At 69.3% G+C, this 16,592-nt stretch carries 16 protein-coding genes and 3 pseudogenes; 9 read left to right on the top strand and 10 right to left on the bottom strand.

The window, feature by feature from the left end:
- Nucleotides 1-31: 31 nt before the first annotated feature.
- Nucleotides 32-1,024, bottom strand: coding sequence for a dihydroxyacetone kinase subunit DhaK (gene dhaK, locus M2283_RS31195; protein WP_280879787.1), 993 nt, complete (start codon nucleotides 1,022-1,024; stop codon nucleotides 32-34).
- Nucleotides 1,025-1,237: 213 nt separating this feature from the next.
- On the opposite strand from dhaK, the gene M2283_RS31190 reads away from it, so the two are divergent.
- The 3 genes from M2283_RS31190 (at nucleotide 1,238) to M2283_RS31180 (ending at nucleotide 2,764) form a co-directional block, all read left to right on the top strand.
- Entirely contained in the window at nucleotides 1,238-1,471 is a 234-nt protein-coding gene (locus tag M2283_RS31190) for a twin-arginine translocation signal domain-containing protein (RefSeq protein WP_280879786.1), read from the top strand.
- 12 nt (nucleotides 1,472-1,483) lie between these two features.
- A complete protein-coding gene (locus M2283_RS31185; RefSeq protein WP_280880051.1) occupies nucleotides 1,484-2,227 on the top strand; it encodes a proline iminopeptidase-family hydrolase in 744 nt (247 codons plus the stop codon).
- 144 nt (nucleotides 2,228-2,371) lie between these two features.
- Nucleotides 2,372-2,764 carry a PRC-barrel domain-containing protein gene (locus M2283_RS31180; protein ID WP_280879785.1) on the top strand — a complete coding sequence of 131 codons (393 nt, stop codon included), beginning with the start codon at nucleotides 2,372-2,374 and terminating at the stop codon, nucleotides 2,762-2,764.
- Nucleotides 2,765-2,834: 70 nt separating this feature from the next.
- Here the strand turns inward: M2283_RS31180 and M2283_RS31175 are convergent, their stop codons facing one another.
- The 7 genes from M2283_RS31175 to M2283_RS31140 all read right to left on the bottom strand — a co-directional run bounded on the left by M2283_RS31175 (nucleotide 2,835) and on the right by M2283_RS31140 (nucleotide 10,222).
- Nucleotides 2,835-3,284: a response regulator gene (locus tag M2283_RS31175; RefSeq protein WP_280879784.1), complete on the bottom strand. Its 450-nt coding sequence runs from the start codon at nucleotides 3,282-3,284 to the stop codon at nucleotides 2,835-2,837.
- Nucleotides 3,281-4,903, bottom strand: a complete 1,623-nt coding sequence (locus M2283_RS31170; protein ID WP_280879783.1) for a sensor histidine kinase — start codon at nucleotides 4,901-4,903, stop codon at nucleotides 3,281-3,283. The genes M2283_RS31175 and M2283_RS31170 overlap by 4 nt, the downstream gene beginning before the upstream one ends.
- Before the next feature lie 31 nt (nucleotides 4,904-4,934).
- Entirely contained in the window at nucleotides 4,935-6,158 is a 1,224-nt protein-coding gene (locus M2283_RS31165; RefSeq protein ID WP_280879782.1) for a PP2C family protein-serine/threonine phosphatase, read from the bottom strand.
- 363 nt (nucleotides 6,159-6,521) lie between these two features.
- The gene (locus M2283_RS31155) at nucleotides 6,522-6,704 is read right to left on the bottom strand and encodes a hypothetical protein (protein ID WP_280879780.1); all 183 of its coding nucleotides are present in this window, start codon (nucleotides 6,702-6,704) and stop codon (nucleotides 6,522-6,524) included.
- A gap of 66 nt (nucleotides 6,705-6,770) precedes the next feature.
- On the bottom strand, nucleotides 6,771-7,100 hold the full coding sequence (locus tag M2283_RS31150; RefSeq protein WP_280879779.1) for an STAS domain-containing protein: 330 nt from the start codon (nucleotides 7,098-7,100) through the stop codon (nucleotides 6,771-6,773).
- A gap of 109 nt (nucleotides 7,101-7,209) precedes the next feature.
- On the bottom strand, nucleotides 7,210-8,181 hold the full coding sequence (locus M2283_RS31145; RefSeq protein ID WP_280879778.1) for a YihY/virulence factor BrkB family protein: 972 nt from the start codon (nucleotides 8,179-8,181) through the stop codon (nucleotides 7,210-7,212).
- 85 nt (nucleotides 8,182-8,266) lie between these two features.
- A complete protein-coding gene (locus tag M2283_RS31140) occupies nucleotides 8,267-10,222 on the bottom strand; it encodes a PAS domain S-box protein (RefSeq protein ID WP_280879777.1) in 1,956 nt (651 codons plus the stop codon).
- 325 nt (nucleotides 10,223-10,547) lie between these two features.
- Between M2283_RS31140 and M2283_RS31135 the strand changes: the two genes are divergently transcribed.
- The gene (locus M2283_RS31135; RefSeq protein WP_280879776.1) at nucleotides 10,548-11,135 is read left to right on the top strand and encodes an Rv1733c family protein; all 588 of its coding nucleotides are present in this window, start codon (nucleotides 10,548-10,550) and stop codon (nucleotides 11,133-11,135) included.
- Between the two features lie 35 nt (nucleotides 11,136-11,170).
- Here the strand turns inward: M2283_RS31135 and M2283_RS31130 are convergent, their stop codons facing one another.
- Nucleotides 11,171-11,491, bottom strand: coding sequence for a DUF6479 family protein (locus tag M2283_RS31130; RefSeq protein WP_280879775.1), 321 nt, complete (start codon nucleotides 11,489-11,491; stop codon nucleotides 11,171-11,173).
- A gap of 136 nt (nucleotides 11,492-11,627) precedes the next feature.
- Between M2283_RS31130 and M2283_RS31125 the strand changes: the two genes are divergently transcribed.
- On the top strand, nucleotides 11,628-12,002 hold the full coding sequence (locus M2283_RS31125) for a ferredoxin (protein WP_280879774.1): 375 nt from the start codon (nucleotides 11,628-11,630) through the stop codon (nucleotides 12,000-12,002).
- A 93-nt stretch (nucleotides 12,003-12,095) separates the two neighbouring features.
- The gene (locus tag M2283_RS31120; RefSeq protein ID WP_280879773.1) at nucleotides 12,096-13,274 is read left to right on the top strand and encodes an acyl-CoA dehydrogenase family protein; all 1,179 of its coding nucleotides are present in this window, start codon (nucleotides 12,096-12,098) and stop codon (nucleotides 13,272-13,274) included.
- Nucleotides 13,275-13,642: 368 nt separating this feature from the next.
- Here M2283_RS31120 and M2283_RS31115 read toward each other — a convergent pair.
- Nucleotides 13,643-14,005, bottom strand: a pseudogene (locus M2283_RS31115) (IS110 family transposase); the annotation flags it as partial.
- Between the two features lie 505 nt (nucleotides 14,006-14,510).
- Here M2283_RS31115 and M2283_RS31110 point away from each other — a divergent pair.
- From M2283_RS31110 to M2283_RS51695, 3 genes and pseudogenes are all read left to right on the top strand, one after another.
- Nucleotides 14,511-14,828: pseudogene (locus M2283_RS31110) on the top strand (transposase family protein); the annotation flags it as partial.
- 335 nt (nucleotides 14,829-15,163) lie between these two features.
- On the top strand, nucleotides 15,164-15,382 hold the full coding sequence (locus tag M2283_RS31105; protein WP_280879772.1) for a hypothetical protein: 219 nt from the start codon (nucleotides 15,164-15,166) through the stop codon (nucleotides 15,380-15,382).
- Between the two features lie 219 nt (nucleotides 15,383-15,601).
- A pseudogene (locus tag M2283_RS51695) lies at nucleotides 15,602-16,561 on the top strand (Tn3 family transposase); the annotation flags it as partial.
- Nucleotides 16,562-16,592: the final 31 nt, after the last annotated feature.

Here is a 16,592-nt window from a genome sequence, read left to right as displayed (position 1 = left end):
GGTAGGTGCGTTGCGGTCGCCGGTCCCCCTGTCACACGCCCCAGCGCAGCCCCGGCGTCTTCACCGGGGCGTCCCACAGCCGCAGCGTCTCCTCGTCGATCTGGCACAGGGTGACCGACGCGCCGGCCATGTCCAGCGACGTGACGTAGTTGCCGACGAGGGTGCGGGCCACGGCGACACCGCGGGCGGCGAGCACCCGCTGCACCTCGGCGTTGAACCCGTACAGCTCAAGCAGCGGGGTCCCGCCCATGCCGTTGACCAGGACGAGGACCGGGTTGCGCGGGGGCAGGTCCTCCAGGACCGCGTTCACCGCGAAGTCGGCGATCTCGCCCGAGGTCATCATCGGCCGCCGCTCCCGGCCGGGCTCGCCGTGGATGCCGACCCCCAACTCCAGCTCGCCGGCGGGCAGATCGAAGGTCGGGGTGCCCTTGGCGGGCGTGGTGCCGGCGCTGAGCGCGACGCCGAAGCTGCGCGAGTTCTCGTTGACCTGCCGGGCGATCGACGCCACCCGGTCCAGCGGCTGTCCCTCCTCCGCCGCGGCGCCCGCGATCTTCTCCACGAACAGGGTGGCGCCGGTGCCGCGGCGGCCCGCCGTGTAGAGGCTGTCGGTGACCGCCACGTCGTCGTTCACCAGCACCTTGGCGACCTGGATGCCCTCGTCCTCGGCCAGCTCCGCCGCCATGTCGAAGTTGAGCACGTCACCCGTGTAGTTCTTCACGATGAACAGCACGCCGGCCCCGCTGTCCACGGCCGCCGCCGCGCGCACCATCTGATCCGGCACCGGCGAGGTGAACACCTCGCCCGGACAGGCGGCGGAGAGCATGCCGGGACCCACGAATCCGCCGTGCAGCGGCTCGTGCCCCGAGCCGCCGCCGGAGATCAGGGCGACCTTCCCGGCCACGGGGGCGTCCCGCCGTACGATCACGCGGTTCTCCACGTCGACGGTGAGCTCGGGGTGCGCGGCCGCCATGCCTCGCAACGCGTCCGCCACCACGGTTTCCGGGACGTTGATCAACATCTTCATCGGTACCTCCTGGTGTGCACGGCAGACGGGCGTCCGGCCTGTTCCTCACTGGTCAGAGTAGGCGAGATCGGGTCGCGAACCAGGGGGTGGGCAGCGGTCGGAAGTAGGTCAACTGGCCGATGCACGATCATGCCGGGCCGACAGAGGGTTGGTTGGGCACCCGGGGGCGCCCATGACCGTCGCGCGTCAACAGGAGAGCAGAGAGTCCTCACGATGATCAACCGTCGCAACGTTCTCAAGTCGTCCAGCGCCCTGGCAGCGGGCGGCCTCGTACCCGTGGCCGCCGCGGGCAAGCCCCGTTCCGGTGGCGGATCCGGTCTGCGGCCGGGTGAGCGGTACGTCGATGTCCCCGGCGGCCGGGTCTGGGTGAACGTCGTCGGCAGTGGCCGGCGGCCGGCGTTGCTGGTGCTGCACGGCGGACCGGGCGCGGGACACGACTACCTGTAGTCCCTCGGTGACCTGGCCACCGACCGGCCGGTCGTGTTCTACGACCAGCTCGGCTGCGGTCGATCGGACAAGCCCGACAACCCCGGGCTCTGGCGGATCGACCGCTTCGTCGCCGAACTGGAGGCGGTCAGGAGCGCGCTCGGCCTGCGCCACTTCCACCTGTACGGACACTCGTGGGGCGGCTGGCTCGCCATCGAGTACCTGCTCCGTCAGCCCCGTGAGGTGGGCGCCGTCGTGCTGGCCAGCACCTCGTCCAGCGCGCCGCAGTTCGTCGCGGGCACCCGGTATCTGCGCACGCTCCTGCCGGCCGACGTACAGAGCGTCCTGGACGAATACGAGGCGAAGGGCGACTACACCGCACCTGAATATCTCGACGCGGTGAACGTTTTCTACGCGAACTTCTTCTGCCGTCTCGACCCGTACCCCGAGGCCCTGCTGCGCAGCGCCGCGAATGTCGACGGCAACCAGGTGTACGCCACCATGAACGGCCCGAACGAGTTCGTGATGACCGGAAACCTCTCCCCTTGGGACCGCACCTCCGAGCTGCGCCGCATCAGGTATCCCGTCCTGCTCACCCGCGGTCGCTACGACGAGTTCGCCGTCGACTCCACGGACACGCTGGAACAACATCTTCCCTCCACCGAGAGGGTCGAGTTCCCGAACAGCGCGCGCATGGCCATGTGGGAGGACCGCGAGGCCTACATGCACACCCTCGCGTCCTTCCTGTCGGACAGGGACCGGGACCGGGCCCGCTGATCCGCGTGATTTATTTCAGCGCTCGAATTTAGGTGAATTGTAAAGCGGATTTTAAATACTCCAACAGTGCGTGAAGTTCTGGGTGTTGGGCACTCGGAAGAAGCCGGTCGTTGAGGCCGGATTTACTGGAGGAGTTGTTTTCGCGTGAATGAAAATGTCTGGGATTACCAGTCGACCGCGGGCCGTCTGGCGAGCGTCGACCTCACTGGTTACAAGGTAGAGGCCACGGACGGCAGTATCGGCAAGGTCGACAAGCATTCCGACGAGGTCGGCGACGCCTACCTGGTGGTGGACACCGGTGTGTGGATCTTCGGCAAGGAGGTCCTGCTCCCGGCGAGCACGGTCATCAGGATCGACTCGGACGACCAGAAGGTCTTCGTCGACCGCACCAAGCAACAGATCAAGGACGCCCCCGAGTTCGACCGCGAGAAGCACCTCGGCGACCAGGGCTACCACGATGAGCTGGGCACGTACTACGGCACGAACACCCCGCGCAGCGGCCCCGACATGGGCACCCCGCGCAGGCCCATGGCCTGATCCGCTGCACCGCGGCCCCGGGACTTCCAAGGAGTCCTGGGGCTTTCGCGTGCCCGCTGTCCCGCGCGGTTCACATGCCGGTGCGGGGCAGCCGTACGACCTGGACGAAGAAGTCGTCGATCTGGCGGACCGCGGCGATGAACTGGTCCAGGTCCACGGGCTTGGTGACATAGGCGTTGGCGTGCAGCTTGTAGCTGCGCAGGATGTCCTCCTCGGCCGCCGAGGTGGTGAGGATGACCACGGGGATGTGGGCGAGGTCCGGGTCCGACTTGATCTCCTCCAGGACCTGACGGCCGTCGTACTTGGGCAGGTTGAGGTCGAGCAGGATGAGGCCGGGGCGGGGCGCGTTCGTGTGGTCACCGCGTTGGTAGAGGAAGTCGAGGGCCTCCTCGCCGTCCCGTACGACGTGCAGGGTGTTGCCGATCTTGTTGTCCTCGAAGGCCTCGCGGGTCATCAACTCGTCGCCGGGGTCGTCCTCCACGAGCAGGACGTCGATGGTGGTGGCGGGAGGGGTGGTCATGTCAGGGCCTTCTTCTCGGTGCGGGGGGCGGAGGCGATCACCGGCACGGTGGCGAAAGGAAGAGTGAAGCAGAAGCGGGTGCCCTCGGTGCGGCCGGTGTCGAGCCAGATCGTGCCCCCGTGATACTCCACGATCTTCTTGCACAGGGCCAGGCCGATGCCGGTGCCGCCGTAGGCGTCGCGGCCGTGCAGCCGTTGGAAGATGACGAAGACCTTCTCGGCGAACTCCGCGGGGATGCCGATGCCGTTGTCGGTGACCCACACGAGCCAGGTGTCCGGCCGGTCGGGGTCCACGGCACAGATGATCGTCACGTGCGGTGCGCGGTCCGTGTGGCGGAACTTGAGGGCGTTGCCGATCAGGTTCTGCCACAGCATGGCCAGCAGCGTGGGGTCGCCGACGATCTCGGGCAGGGTGTCCGGGCGGTCGACGCGGGCGCCGGACTCCTCGACGGCCGCCGTCAGGTTCGTCATCGCCTGGTCGAGGGTCTGGTCGAGATCGACGGGCACCTGGGTGTCGTTGACACGGCCGACCCGGGAGAAGGTGAGCAGGTCGTTGATGAGGACCTGCATGCGTTTCGCGCCGTCGACGGCGAAGTCGATGTACTGCTGGCCCCGTTCGTCGAGCTGGTCGCCGTACCGCTTCTCCAGGAGCTGGCAGAAGGAGGCGACCTTGCGCAGCGGCTCCTGGAGGTCGTGCGAGGCGACGTAGGCGAACTGCTCCAACTCGGCGTTGGAGCGGCGCAGTTCGACGGCCTGGGCGTCCAGGTCGGCGGCCTGCCGGGTCAGGATGTCCCGCTGGCTGCGGGAGGCTGCCAGCTCGGCGACGATCTGCTGCCGCATGCCCTCGACGTCGGCGGCCACCGCGGCCAGGTCCGCCGGTCCGCCGCCCCTGATGACGTGGTCGAAGTCTCCGTCGGCCACCTGCCGGGACGCCTCGCGCAGCGCCTCCAGCGGGCGGGTGACGAGCAGCCGTACGAGGATCGCGAGCGTGAGCCCGGTCAGTAGGAAGAGGACGACCATGCCGCTGAGGACCGCGTTGCGTACCGTCCGCTCGTGCGCCAGCTTCTCCTGGCCGTCGCGGAGCGCCTGCGTCAGGTCCCGGTTCTGTTGCGTCCACAGGGCGCGGAGGTGGTCGAACTTCTCCTTGCCGCGGTCCGTGGTGTTCTGGTCGATGGTCCGGGGCCGGCCCGGGGTGACGGAGGCGGCGAGCGGTTCGGCGTAGGTGTCGCGCCAGTTGGCGGCGCCCTGCTGGACCGCGTCGAGGTCGGCGAGGAGCCGTGGCCGGTCGGCGACCAGGGAGCGCAGCCGGGCGGCCACCCGGGTCTCGTCCCGCTTGCCCTGGGTGTACGGCTCCAGGAACTGCCGGTCGGCGGCGATCGCGTAGCCCCGGATGCCGGTCTCCTGGTTCACCAGGGTGGCCTGCAGCCGGTACGCCTCCGTCTGGGCGGGCTGGACGTGCCCGAGCAACTGGTCGGTCACCTGCGCCGTCCGGTCCAGCAGACTCGCGCCCACCGCGGTGCCGATCACGACCACCAGCATCATGAGCGCCAGGACCAGGTAGAACCAGCTCTGTACGGTGAGCCGGCGCCCGATCCAGGCCCTGCCCGCCCCGTCCGTCATTCCGCGTTCCGGCACCGCTCGCCCCACTCGCTCAGTTCCAGCACAGGTGCACCAGGGCCACGTCGTCGGCCAGGCCACCCTGTGACTCGGCCAGACCACCCACCCGCTCGATCAGCCGGTCGGCGAACGGTTCCGGCGCCAACGCGGCCTCCTCCCGGGCGAGGGCGAGCAGTCCCGTCTCGCCCAGGCGCTCGGTGCCACGGCCGATGTGCCCCTCGAACAGGCCGTCGGTGAACAGCACCACTCCCGCGCCTGCCGGCACCTCCACCTCCGCCACCTGCCACGACGCTCCTCCGGGTACCACCCCCAGCGCCGGACCGCCGGGTGGTTCCACCCACTCCACACCATGATCGGTGCGCAGCAACAATCCGTGGTGGCCGGCCCGTACCAGCCGGGCCCGCTCCTGGCCCGGTACGGCGGAGAGGCTGACGAGTGTCGCGAAGACCTCGTTCCGGGCGCGCTCCGCCAGCAGGATCTCCTCCAGCCGACCGACCTGCTCGGCCCCGGTGACGCCGCAGAGCACCAGGGTGCGCCAGGCTATCCGCAGGGCGACGCCCAGGGCCGCCTCGTCCGGCCCGTGCCCGGAGACGTCCCCGACCACCGCGTGCACCGTGCCGTCGGCACTCTGCACGATGTCGTAGAAGTCGCCGCCGAGGAGCGCCTGGGCCCGCCCGGGAAGATAGCGGGCCACGATGTCGACGTCGTCGCCGCGCAGCAACGGGCGGGGCAGCAGCCCCCGTTCGAGGCGGGCGTTCTCCTGTGCCTGCATCCGGCTGGCCTGCAGCGCCACGGCGGCCTGTTCCGCCTGCTTGCGCTGTATCGCGTAGCGCACCGCGCGCCCGAACAGCTCGGGCTCGACCCGCCCCTTGACCAGGTAGTCCTGTGCGCCGCCGGCGACCGCGGCAAGGCCCGTCAGTTCCTCGGCCAGCCCGGTGAGCACCACGATCGCGACCTGGTCGGCGTACGCCTTGACGCGGGAGACCGCCTCAAGGCCCTGCGCGTCCGACAGATGCAGATCGAGCAGGACGCAGTCGGGCACCCCGGCGGCGAGGACGTCGGCGGCCTCCGCCATCGAGCGCACCCACCGCAGCCGCATCTTCAGCGCGCTGTCGGCGACGAGTTCCTCGACCAGCAGGGCGTCGCCGGGGTCGTCCTCGATCAACAGGACGGACGGCTCCCGCCATTCCCACTCCGCGACGCCGTCCTCCCGCGCACGCGACGGTGGTTCGGCGTCCCCGACGGACGTCGACATCATGGTTGTGACCTTCCTGCCCTCACGCGCCGCAGTTCTCAGTGACGTCGTCGGACGACGACAGCCGAGAGGATAACCACACCGAGCGGCCGACCCTTTCAGTTCCTTCACCGGATGTACAACTTCACGCTGATCCAAACCTGGGCCGGCCGGTTCCGCGTGATCTCTCAGCTGAACAGGGCCACGATCAGGGCGATGTCGTCGTCCTTGTCATGTCCGAAACGTGCCAGAAGGAGGTCGCACAACTCCTCGAGACCGTCCGGTCCGTCGGCCACCGCGTCGCGGAACTCGGTGAGTGTGGCGGGAGCCCCAGCCCGAGGAGCGGACCGTGCGGGTGGTGGAACCGCGGCCCGTGCTGCGGATCGATCACCAGCGGGGGGATGTGGTCGGCGTTGGCGATGTGCAGGTGGTGGTCGTCCGGGTGACGAGGACCAGACAGAGGGTGACCGTGATGCCGGGCCGGGACTGGCCCAGCAGGGTCTCCAGGCGTTCCAGGACGTGGTGGGGAGGGTGGCCCTCGATGGCGTAGGCGTGCGGTGCGTGGCGCACCTCGCCCCGATATTCGAATGTATGTTTCAGAACCGACGCGTGCAGACTACGGCACCCGTGCGGAGGTCAGTCCTCCAGTGCCTCGCGGACGGTGGGGCGGCAGGGGATGAGGGTGTCGATGCCGACGAGCTGCATCACGCGCAGCACGGGCGGTTGCGTACCGGCCACGCGCAGCCAGCCCTGAGCCTCCACGGCCGCCCGGTGGGCGGCGATGAGCAGGTTGATGCCGCTGGAGTCCATGAAGGTCAGGCCGGAGAGATCGGCGACGGTGCGCGGCGACGGATCGCCGGCCGGTGGATTCAGTGCCTCTCCGACGCAGTCGTGTGTGGCCTGGTCGAGTTCGCCGCGCAGGGCGATGACCCGGACGCCGTCGACGGTGGACCGACTGACCGTCAAATGGCCGGGATGGGTTGGGTGTTCTTCTGTTGTCACGATGTCCGGTTCACCAACAGGATGGGAATCATGGGTTGACCTCCAGCCCGCCGGGTCCCCACAAAGAACCGGATTAGGCTTCCTTGCTCCAGGTCCGCGTGTCGCGGGGCGGGAGGTAGGGCTCCTCGTCCTTCGGCATGCCGCCGGCGACGGCGCGCTGGCGGGCCAGCTCCGCGTCGAATTCCAGGCCGAGCAGGATCGCGATGTTGCTGATCCACAGCCACACCAGGAAGACGATCACGCCCGCGAGCGCGCCGTACGTCTTGTTGTACGAGGCGAAGTGGGCCACGTAGAACGCGAAGCCCGCCGAGGCGATCATCCAGACCAGCAGGGCCAGCACGCTGCCCGGAGTGACCCAACGGAAGCCGCGGCCCTTCACGTTCGGCGCCGCCCAGAAGAGGATCGCGATGACGATCGTGACCAGGACGACCAGCGCCGGCCACTTCGCGATCGACCACACCGTCAGCGCGGTGTCCCCGATGCCCAGCAGCGAGCCGGCCTGCCGGGCAAGGCCGCCGGTGAACACCACGATCAGCGCGCTGATCGTGGTCAGCACCAGCAGCACGACCGTGATCCCCACCCGGATCGGCAGCACCTTCCACATGGGGCGTCCCTCGGGCATGTCGTACACCACGTTGGCACTGCGGATGAACGCCGCGATGTAGCCGGAGGCCGACCACACCGCCAGCACGATCCCGACCACGGCCATGATCGAGCCGATGCCGCCGGGTGCCTGAAGTTCCCGCACGGCGTTGCTGATGATGTCCCGGGCCGAGCCCGGCGCCAGCTTCGCGAGGTTGTCCATGACCGTCTCCGTCACCGACCTGCCGGCGATGCCGAGCAGCGAGACCAGGACCAGCAGCGCAGGGAAGAGCGCCAGCACTCCGTAGTACGTCAACGCGGCGGCCCGGTCGGCGAGTTCGTCCTCCTTGAACTCCCTGACCGTGCCCCTGAGCACTGCCCACCAGGACCGCTTCGGCAGTTTGGCGGGGCTGTCCGGCGCGCGGTCCTGCACTTCTTCGTCCGGTCCCGGTGTCCGTGGCATACCACTGGGGTATCCCCGCCCGGCCCGACCATGCGTCGGCGGGATCGACGTACTGGTCCTGGCCCGGACTCAGCTGTCCCGCCGGTCACAGGCGAAGCGTGAACCACGTCGTCTTGCCCTCGTCCGTGGGGCGGACTCCCCAGGCCGTGGCGAGGGCGCGGACCAGGATCAGGCCGCGGCCGGACTCCTCGTTCTCGCCCGCCGGTCGGGGGTGGGGGAGCTGCGGGCTGCGGTCGCTCACCTCGACGGTGAGGTCGGTGGCCGTGCGGCGCAGGTGCAGGGCGATGGGGCCCTCGGCGTGCAGGACGGCGTTGGTGAGGGTCTCCGAGAGGAGGAGCGCGGCGTCGTCGGCGTTCGCCGCGCAGTCCCAGGAGGTGAGCGCGGCGCGCAGGAAGGCCCGGCCCTCGGACACCGAGGGCGGCACGGCGGGCAGGTCGGTGGTGAGCGAGGCCAGGGGTGCGGCGGGCAGTTGGGCCAGCAGGAGCGTCACGTCGTCGTTGTGGCTGTCCGCGTCCGGCAGCAGGCTCGCCAGGACGTGGTCGGCGGCGGCCTCAAGGCACGCGGTGTCGCAGAAGAACGCGTCGAGCACGGCGGTGAGTTCGGCGATCCGGACCTCGATGTCGCTGCCGGGCGTCTCGACCAGGCCGTCGGTGTACAGGACGAGGGTCGAGCCGGGCGGGATCTCCGTGCACGACTGCTGGAAGAGGATGTCGCCGACGCCGAGGGGCGCGTTGACCGGCGAGTCCAGGCCGTGCACCCCCTCGCCGGGCGAGGCGACGAGTGTCGGCAGATGACCGGCCGAGCACACCGTCACGGTGCCCGCGTCGGGGGCGATGACGAGATAGCAGCAGGTGACCAGCTGGTCGGGCACGTCGAGGTCGGCCACGCAGGTGTCCAGCGCCTGCATCAGCTGGCGGGGCTGCATACCGGTCTTGGCGAGCGCGTGCGCGGCCGACCGCAGCTGCCCCATGACGGCGGCGGCCTCAAGGCCGCGGCCCATGACGTCCCCCATCAGCACCCCGACCCGGTCGGCGCCCAGCGGCACCAGGTCGAACCAGTCGCCGCCCACCCCCGCGCCCTGGGTGGCGGGCCGGTAGCGACTCGCCGTGGCCAGCCCCGGCAGGGCCGGCGGGGTGCCCATCAGACTGCGCTGCAGCGTGAGGGCGATATGCCGCTGCTGCTCGTACAGGGCGGTCAGCTCGGCCTCGGCGCGCTTGCGGTCGCTGATGTCCCGCACGATGGCGCAGACGCCCACCACCGTGCCGCCGGCGTCGCGGGTCGGCCACAGGGTGACGTCCACGTCGAGCAGCGTGCCGGTGCTGGTCACCCGTAGCGTCTCGAAGTGCTCGACCTTCTCGCCGTGCCGCAGCCGCTCCAGGAGCGTCCTGATCTCCTGGTCCAGCTCGGGCGGGGCGAGCAGCGAGGCGTGCCGGCCGATCGCCTCCTCGGCCGTGTGGCCGTACAGGCAATGGGCGGCGGCGTTCCAGTAGGTGATGAAACCGTCGAGGGTCGTGGCGAGAATGGCGTCCTGGGACGACTCGACCAGCGCGGCCAGCTCGTTGATACGGGCTTCGGCGGCCTTGCGGTCGCTGACGTCCCGTACGGCCGCGGACACGAGCAGCCCGTCGGCCGTCTCCAGCGGACTGAGGCTGATCTCCACGGGGAACTCGGTGCCGTCCTTGCGCAGTCCGTGCAGGTCGAACCCGGCGCCCATCGGCCGTACCTGGCGGTTGGCGGTGTAGCCCTCGCGGTTCAGGGTGTGCTGGGTGTGGAAGCGGTGCGGCATCAGCAACTCGACCGGGCGGCCCAGCAGTTCGTCGCGCAGATAGCCGAACAGGGCCTCCGTCTGGGCGTTCACCAGCTTGATGGTTCCGGTGTCGTCGACGATGACCATGGCGTCCGGGGCGGCCTCCAGCAGGCCCCGGAACCGCTCCTCGGCGGCACCCGTCCCGTCCCGGCGGACCGTTCCGCCGCACCGGCACACCTCCTGACCGACCGGTCCCCCCGAAAGCGTCGTACTCGCTCCCCTGACGTCACCCATGCCTACCCCCCAGGCCACCGCGCGCGGTGAATTCAGGCCATCCCAACGCACGGGAACCGTCGCTGTCACCGCATGTCGCCTACTGTCCGTCCGTTGCCCGAACCTGTCCGTCGCCGGACCGGAGACGACGGGGACGCGAGGGGCGACCGGGGCGCCGGACGCCGGGACGGCACGGGATGCCGCGAACAGTCCGAGACCGGTCCGCGGGCAGGCCTCCCGCTGGCGCCCGTCGAGTGAGACCGTTTATGTGTATCCGTCTGGTGTTTCCGACTATGTGTGTCCGTCCTCAGTCCGTCCTCATTGCGCCCGTGAGGGGGTGAGACCGATGCGGAAGGTCAGACGCGTCCAGGTCCTGGGCCGGCGCTGGCGGAGCAATCCGCTGTGCAGGCGCAGCGACATAGTGGAGGCGTGGATCCTGCTCACCGCCTGGGTGGTCGCGACGATCGGCGCGGTGCTGGTGGGAGTCGTCGGGACACAGGTCGCGGAGCGGGCGCTGGCCCGGGAGCGGGCGGCCCGCACACCCGTGGCCACCGTGCTGGTCAGGATCGTCCCGGGCAGCACGCGCGATGTGGTCACCGGTATCCGCTACGACCGTGTGGTGGGCGCGGTGCGCTGGACCGACGCCAAAGGGACGGTCCGTACAGGGCTGACGCCGGTGAAGCCCGACAGCAAGGCCGGCAGCCCGGTCCGGGCCTGGACCGACGGACACGGCCGCCTGGTCTCCGCACCCGTGAACGCCGCCGAGGCCTCGGCCCGCGCGGCCCTCGCGGGCGCCGGCGCGGCGCTGTTCACCGGGGCCGCGGTCCTCGTCGGCGGACATCTGATACGGCTGCGGGTGCAGCGGCGCGCCACCGAGCGGTGGGGCGTGGAGTGGGAGCGGGTCGGACGGCAATGGGGGCACACGACCGGGTGACGCAGGGGCGGCCCCGGCCCGCCCCTGCCGCCGCTCTAGCTCCAGCGCCGCCGCTTCTGCGAGGGGTCCGTCCGGGTGGGGGAGTTCCCGAAGCCGGGCATCTCGTGCGGGGTCCGCCGGTGGCCGTCGCGGGGTACCTCGTCGGGCTCGCGAATTTGCTGTTCCTCGCGGACCGGGCCACCCTCGGGCATCTGCGGCTGCTCATCCGGGCGCGGCGGGGGCAGCTCCCGGCGTCGGGCGCGGGCGCCCATCCAGAAGGCGCCGAGCAGCAGGGCCACGACGACCACACCGACCGCGACCAGCCCGATTCCGAGGGCGCCGCGCCCCGCGGCGATGTCCATCCATGCGTTGTTCATGGCCCGCGAGTACCCGTGGCCCTCGTCATGAACCCGTTCCCGGCCCCCGAACGAAGACCCTCCCCACCGCCTGGGCCCCGCGCACCGACGCCACCGATCCGGGTTTGACACGATCGGTAACGGCAACTCGCGTCGTGTGACTACGACGACATCCCAGAGGGAGCTCATCCGGTTCCTGGAGGACCGCTTCTCGTGCGCACAGGCATGCACCGAGTGCGCCCGGGCGTGCGCCGTGCGCGCGAGCATGGTGGATCCGGACGGGACGGAGGAGCAGGATCTCGTCCGACGCAAAGGCATCATGTGCGCGGAGGTGTGCGACGCCACGTGCCGGGTGCTGTCCGAGCAGAACCGTCTCGACGAGGCCGGCATCCGTGTCCAGGTCGAGTGGTGCCGCAGCGTGTGCCTGGAGTGCGCGAACGTCTTCGACGGGTACCCGGGCGCGGAGGAAGCCGCGAAGATGTGCCGGGAGTGCGCGGGGGCGTGCACCGACTTCATGGCCATGCTCGACTGACCTGTTCTTTTCCGTAGCACCGCCATTCCCAATTTCTGGAACACGTTCTACCGTGTGCGCCGTCAGGACCGGTCCCGGGAGCCTGGAGGCGCCGTGCATCTCGACCAAACCCCCGAGCAGCTGCGGCTGCGCACCGAACTGCGCGCCTATTTCGCGGAGTTGGTGCCGGACAACGCCTACGCCCGGTACGGCGACCCGGCCACCCAGAAGCGCTTCTACCGCGAGACGATCCGACGGCTCGGCAGGGACGGCTGGCTGGGCGTGGGCTGGCCGAAGGAGTACGGCGGGCGCGGGCTCACGGCGATGGAGCAGTTCATCTTCTTCGACGAGGCCGCGCAGGCCGGCGTACCGCTGCCGCTGATGGCGCTCAACACCGTCGGGCCGACCATCATGCAGTTCGGCAGCGAGGAGCAGAAGGCGTACTTCCTGCCGAAGGTGCTGGCCGGCGAGATCGACTTCGCCATCGGCTACAGCGAACCCGACGCGGGCACCGACCTCGCGGCCCTGAAGACACGGGCCGTGCGCGAGGGCGACGAGTACGTCGTCAACGGGCAGAAGATCTGGACCACCAACGGCGACACCGCCGACTGGGTGTGGCTGGCCACCCGCACCAACCCGGAGGCCCCACCGCACAAGGGCATCACCATGCTCCTGGTGCCGACCACCGACCCCGGCTACTCCTGCACCCTCATCACCACCCTCGCCTCGCACGACACCACGGCCAGCTACTACGAGAACGTCCGCGTCCCCGTCTCCCGCCGGGTCGGCGCCGAGAACCAGGGCTGGCGGCTGATCACCAACCAGCTGAACCACGAGCGCGTCACCCTCGCCGCCCACGGCACCATGGCCATCCGCGCCCTGCACGACGTGCAGCGCTGGGCGACCGAGACCAAGCTCGCCGACGGCCGCCGCGTCGTCGACCTGCCCTGGGTACGCCGCCTGCTCGCCCGGACGCACACCAGGCTCGACGCGATGAAACTCCTCAACTGGCAGATGGTCGGCGCCGTCCAGCACGGCACGCTCACCCCGCAGGACGCCTCTGCGGTGAAGGTCTACGGCTCCGAGGCCCGCCGGGACGCGTACGCCTGGCTGATGGAAATCGTGGGCGCGGCGGGCGAGTTGAAGGAGGGTTCGGTGGGCGCGGTGCTCCACGGGGAGCTGGAGCGCGGCTACCGCTCGGCCGTCATCTTCACCTTCGGCGGCGGTAACAACGAGATCCAGCGCGAGATCATCTCGTGGATCGGGTTGGGGATGCCGCGAGTTCGGCGCTGAGCTGTTTGTGACGAGGATTTTTAGTTGGCATAAAAGAGGGATAATTGGCACCAAGATCGCTAGCGCTTTTCAGAGGTGACGGCGCATCACCTCAATGCAGGCTGCTCGGGCGGCTGTTGATCGGTCGCGAGGGTAGGCCGCGCCGAGGTTCATCCCTTCGTCGGTCCTGATGGGCGGCTGCTGCCAGGCGAGACTCATCTGTGCGCCGGCTTCGGCGCGGGCCGTGGCGACGAGGATCGCGTATGGCCCTGCGACGGACGACGCTTCGATCTGGAGCCACGCCTGGTGGAACGCCATGCGCGCCAGCAGGCTGCTGACCTCGTCCGTGAGCTGCTGCCGGACCAGGTCCGAGGACGCCGGGCGGCGGTGCGTAAGGGGTGCAGGTCGCGGCGGATGCGGACCTGGTCGGCGATGACGGCGGCGTCCTTGGCGTCGGTTTTGGCTTCGCCGCGGTAGCTTTCGGCGGCGCGGTGGATGGCCCGGCCGGAGATGTAGTGCACCTGCTGGTCATGGTTGACGAGGATCGTGATGGCCAGGGCGGCCCCGCCGTCGGCCAGGTCGATGCCCCAGGTCACCTCGTTGCCCAGAGCCAGGACTGTGGTGAGGAGTTCGAGGAGTTCGGGTTCGTCGTTGGCGACGCGTCGGGACAGCAGCCGGTGGCCGCTCTCGTCGATCGCGACGCAGTGATGATGGGTCTTGCCTGCGTCGATGCCGGCCCAGATCGTGGCCATGTGATGCCTCCGTGCGGTGTGGTGCCTCCCGACGGACGACCTCGCTGTCGATTCCCTACTCAGCGATCATTCACAATTCCTAATTGGCAGCCGAGTCGTCGCGAGGCGCCGGGCGGCCAATCATTGAAAGCCACAAGTGACAGAGCCTTTTGAACCACACCCGGCACCCCTGGGCGGGTCAACCATACGAAGGGCTCACCGCGTCCCGCAGAACAACGTAGTTAGCCTTTTCCAACCTGCGCCGGTGGCTGTGCAGGGCAGCACTCGCCGGGCTGCTCCCGGGCTCAACTTCCCTCGGAGTCCAGCCGCTCGGCGGCTTGGAGCACGTACTCGGGGAGCTTCGAAGTGGCGGCTAGGACCTCGATGCCCGTGAACCCGTCTACCAGGAGCTTCACTTCGTTGTACAGACCTCCGCGACCAACCAGCCACGCTCAACACAGGTTGGAAAAGGCACGGCGCCTGTGGATCATGTAGTTTTCTACGCTGCAAGATCCACGAAGGTGCCGTGTTCGTTCCTCCATCATCCCCTGTCGCTGTCCCCATGCCTCATGCGCCCTGTCTGGAAGGCCTCGGCGAGGGTGCCGCCAAGGAGCAAGTCCACTGCCTGGTCGCCGAGTTCGAGTCGGTCACTGATCCGAGAGGGGCTTGCGGAGTGCGGTACCAGCTCTCCTCGCTGCTGGCCCTGGTGGTCTGCGCGATGACCCCGTCCGGCCACGACTTGATCACCGCGGCGGCGGAGTGGTGTCGGCGTGCGACGCCGGAGGAACTGGCCGCCCTCGGGCGGCCCTACCACCTACTCCTTGGCAGCTACCGGGTGCCGGCTCCTCATCCTGCGTAGTCCGGGTCCGGTCCGAACCGTCCTCACGGCTCTCGCAACGGTCACACCTTCCTTTCACGAACCCTCTCCAGGCCCTTCGACGCCACCTGCTTCAGCAGTTGTTCGCCATTGCTGTTTGAGGCACAGGCCCGTCCGCGCCGACTACCTCGACAGCGTCGTCTGGGACCACATCATCGGCATGATCGCCGACCCGCACCTGATCCGGTCCGAGATCGAAAAGCGGCTGGACCGCGCCCGCACCAGCGACCCCGCCACCCGCCACCCGCCAGCGCAGCCGACTCGAACTGGCCCTGGCCAAGGCCACGGAAGCGATCACGCGCATGATCGAAGCGTTCCAGGAACAGCTGATCACCCTCGATGAACTGCGGGCCAGGATGCCCGGCCTGCGGGCCCGGGAGAGCAACCTGCGCGGCCAACTCGACGCGCTGGACGCCCAGCTCGCCGACCGTGATGCCTACCTCAAGCTTGCCGACGACCTCGAAGGCTTCCTCGCCCAGCTCCACGACAACGCCCAGACAGCCGAGATCCCCGAGCGTTAACGTGTCCTGCGGCTCCTCGTCAAGGACGTCCTCGTCGGCCCCGAGAAGATCACCATCCGGCACCGCATCCCCGTCCCGTGAACATGGCACCGACAGCCGACATCAAGATAGAGGGGGGAGCTGTTCATCCAACTGGTACTGAAGATCAACACCCGGGCGGAGAAGAAGGTCGACAAGGAGCTGACCAGCGAGCTGAAGAAGGTGCGGGGCAAGGAGGCGATGATGCTGCGGGTCGCCGAGGCGGCCTTGTCCGAGCCCGCCGGCACGGTCCGCAAGTTGATCTACCCCGTCGTCGGCGGGGAGAAGACGTTGCAGGCCCTCGCCGCGGAGGCCGCGGCGAACGAGGCCAAGTACAAGGCGCGGATCCGCACTGTGCTGCGGTCGGCGTGCTCGGCGCACAGGCGGCGGGTGCTCACCCCGTTGCTGCGGGCACCGGAGCTGAAGTGCAACAACACCGCCTACCGGCCGGTGATGGACGCCATCGACCTGCTCCAGCGGTACCTGGAGCAACCGCCGAAGGAGGGCACGTTCTTCGACGCGGCGGAGGCCGTGCCGCTGGAGGGTGTGGTGCCCGAGCAGTGGCGGGCCGCGGTGGTGGACGACAAGGGCCGCGTCGAGCGCATCCCCTACGAGCTGTGCGTGCTGGTCAGCCTGCGTGAAGCGTTGCGGCGCCGGGAGATGCGGGTGGTGGGGGCGAACCGGTGGCGTAACCCGGAGGACGACCTGCCGCAGGATTTCGAGGACAACCGGGACGTGCACTACGACGCGATCCAAAAACCCCAGGACCCGGCGAAGTTCATCGCGGAGTTGCAGAGGACGCACCGCGAGGCCCTGGACCGGTTCGAGGCCGCGCTCGCGCAGGACACCACAGGCGGGGTGGCGATCGTCAGGAAGAACGGCGAGGGATGGATCAAGGTCTCGCCGCGGCCCAAGCAGGAGGAGCCTACGAGCCTGGTCGCGGTGAAGGGGGAGATCGAACGGCGCTGGGACACCATCGACCTGCTGGACCTCCTGAAGTACGCGGAGTTCGACACCGACTTCATCGCCGAGTTCACCACGGTGGCCACCCGCGAGAACCTGTCCCGGGAGGTACTCCGGAGAAGGCTGCTGTTGGTCCTGTTCGGACTGGGCACGAACATGGGGATCAAACGGGTCGCGGTGACGGGCAAGCACGGTGAGTCGGAGGCGACGCTTCGCCGAGTGCGCCACC

The sequence above is a fragment of the Streptomyces pseudovenezuelae genome, from assembly GCF_029892565.1.
In the GTDB taxonomy this organism is placed as follows: Bacteria; Actinomycetota; Actinomycetes; order Streptomycetales; family Streptomycetaceae; genus Streptomyces; species Streptomyces pseudovenezuelae_A.
The sequence above is the reverse complement of the archived record's forward strand: the minus strand, read 5'-3'. Positions and strand labels throughout refer to the sequence as shown.

Excerpts from the sequence above, each read along its gene's own strand:
- M2283_RS31190 (WP_280879786.1), top strand. The coding sequence starts at position 1,238 with ATGATCAACCGTCGCAACGTTCTCAAGTCGTCCAGCGCCCTGGCAGCG.
- M2283_RS31135 (WP_280879776.1), top strand. The coding sequence starts at position 10,548 with ATGCGGAAGGTCAGACGCGTCCAGGTCCTGGGCCGGCGCTGGCGGAGC.
- M2283_RS31105 (WP_280879772.1), top strand. The coding sequence starts at position 15,164 with ATGATCGAAGCGTTCCAGGAACAGCTGATCACCCTCGATGAACTGCGG.
- M2283_RS31175 (WP_280879784.1), bottom strand. The coding sequence starts at position 3,284 with ATGACCACCCCTCCCGCCACCACCATCGACGTCCTGCTCGTGGAGGAC.
- M2283_RS31170 (WP_280879783.1), bottom strand. The coding sequence starts at position 4,903 with ATGACGGACGGGGCGGGCAGGGCCTGGATCGGGCGCCGGCTCACCGTA.
- dhaK (WP_280879787.1), bottom strand. The coding sequence starts at position 1,024 with ATGAAGATGTTGATCAACGTCCCGGAAACCGTGGTGGCGGACGCGTTG.
- M2283_RS31130 (WP_280879775.1), bottom strand. The coding sequence starts at position 11,491 with ATGAACAACGCATGGATGGACATCGCCGCGGGGCGCGGCGCCCTCGGA.
- M2283_RS31140 (WP_280879777.1), bottom strand. The coding sequence starts at position 10,222 with ATGGGTGACGTCAGGGGAGCGAGTACGACGCTTTCGGGGGGACCGGTC.
- M2283_RS31145 (WP_280879778.1), bottom strand. The coding sequence starts at position 8,181 with ATGCCACGGACACCGGGACCGGACGAAGAAGTGCAGGACCGCGCGCCG.
- M2283_RS31165 (WP_280879782.1), bottom strand. The coding sequence starts at position 6,158 with ATGATGTCGACGTCCGTCGGGGACGCCGAACCACCGTCGCGTGCGCGG.